Below are 1729 nucleotides of genomic sequence, written 5' to 3'. Positions count from 1 at the left end.
GTATTGTTTCGCTCAACCCACCCTACGGGGCTCTATCTTATGACAGAATTTATCCGTGGGGGTGTTTTTGTGCGAACAATCGGGATTGAGACAGAGACTCATGGCCGTTTGACAAGTATGGGAAGATAAGCCCTATTATACAAAAATAAAGCAAGCTAGGGCGACTCTAGTGGGTAAATTTTCTCTGATAATTGGTTGAAAATACCGATAAAAATAGTTTCAGCTAAAATAGGGAAATAGATTTCGATTTAAAGTCTTAGATTGTAAAATCGACAGCAATTTTCTGTTACACCCAATCAGCTGAAGCTTTCCACATCCTTGCCTAAAATCTTTGACGATGCCAAAACTTTTGTGGCTAAGAAAAATCCTAATCAATGGTTTGACAGCAGGAGACAGGAGGGACTTTTTGATAGTTTTTGTTTTCTTGACTTAATTACCATTTTTGCTAATCTAAGCAATAGCCCAAATATCATCGTCTCTTATTTTTAACTTCAAATACTTTCTTTCCTCTAAAAAATCTATTAAAGCAATAGACTGAGGAAATTCTTTTCTAAAGTTATCACTTAGATACTGAAGTAAAGGTTTGGCCAACAAATTAGAAAATTCACCTCGCAAACATCTGTTATACCAATTAATTAGCTCCGATTCAAGTATTATGCCGCGCACTCTTTGTCCCCAACTGATTTGTTGAGCTATAATTTTGATGACATCAGCATGAGCATCACGGCAAACAATAACTATATGATCGCTTTCTACTTTATCGATAATATTTTGAGCTATTTCTTCATCAAGGGTTAAATGTTTTATTTGAATAGCTATGCCAAAATTTGCCCACATATCTAAGCCCCTATCGGCTGCATTCGTCACTCCTACTCTATAAATATGAGCCTTAAATACTCGCTTATTTTGGTTCTTATCTAAACCAAGTAAGGCTTTAGCTAAATCAGAAAACTCGTTTAATAAATCTTGTTTGATTGAAGGTATAGACATTGTGATCTCTGCCTCCAGAGATACTACAATGGTTTCAAATAAACTATAAGCTATAATCTCGTATGCTTTGTCTATACTTCTGCGGATTCCTGCTTTAGCACTAAACTCATCTAATAAATATTTTAAATCAAAACTTTTCTCATTTTGACTTTCTATATAGTCAATTAAACTTGATACAGTAGCTTGTCTTTCACTAAATTTTAAATAAATATAACGTTCTACACCTCCCCGTGTTCGCTTATTTTCTCGATCAAGAATTTCCAGTAACTCAGGAGACATTGCTGTGGTACTCCATACATCATGTTGATATCTAGCAGAAGATGTAGAAACTTTATTAAGCAATCTTATTGTTACTTCATCTCGCCAACGAATAGATTGATTTTGATAAGTCTTTAAATCTAAAACTTTGATATTTTTTTCTAACCGAGATTTTCTAAGAACTTCGGCAATTTGAATTGGCTTATACAAGTCAATTCTAGCTTTAGCAATAATGCTATCAAGTCTCATTTTAGCGTCTTGAATACTTACCACTATCTAAAACTCCTGAGTCGAAAATAAACTTAATTGAGTAGTTCGATTGAACGAGAATGAATTAGTTGATGCTTGCTCAATATCTAACAAAGACTCGATTACAGAATTAACCACAGCAGCTACGCAGGAAATCGCTACACTATTACCCGTTAATTTTCGCATAGTTTGATAACTGCCGACAATTTGATAATCATCGGGAAAACCTTGT

Annotated in this window: 2 protein-coding genes and 1 pseudogene; all 3 read right to left on the bottom strand. The window is 34.4% G+C overall.

The window, feature by feature from the left end; all coding sequences use genetic code 11:
* Positions 1-36: 36 nt before the first annotated feature.
* Positions 37-102: pseudogene (locus IQ242_RS27320) on the bottom strand (4-Cys prefix domain-containing protein); the annotation flags it as partial.
* Between the two features lie 348 nt (positions 103-450).
* Entirely contained in the window at positions 451-1521 is a 1071-nt protein-coding gene (locus tag IQ242_RS24045; protein ID WP_193961685.1) for a HaeII family restriction endonuclease, read from the bottom strand.
* A gap of 3 nt (positions 1522-1524) precedes the next feature.
* A partial coding sequence (locus IQ242_RS24040) for a DNA cytosine methyltransferase (RefSeq protein ID WP_193961684.1) occupies positions 1525-1729 on the bottom strand: 205 nt, incomplete at its 5' end.

Source organism: Microcystis sp. LEGE 08355, assembly GCF_015207185.1.
GTDB lineage: Bacteria > Cyanobacteriota > Cyanobacteriia > Cyanobacteriales > Microcystaceae > Microcystis > Microcystis panniformis.
This window is presented reverse-complemented; position numbering and strand designations above follow the sequence as displayed.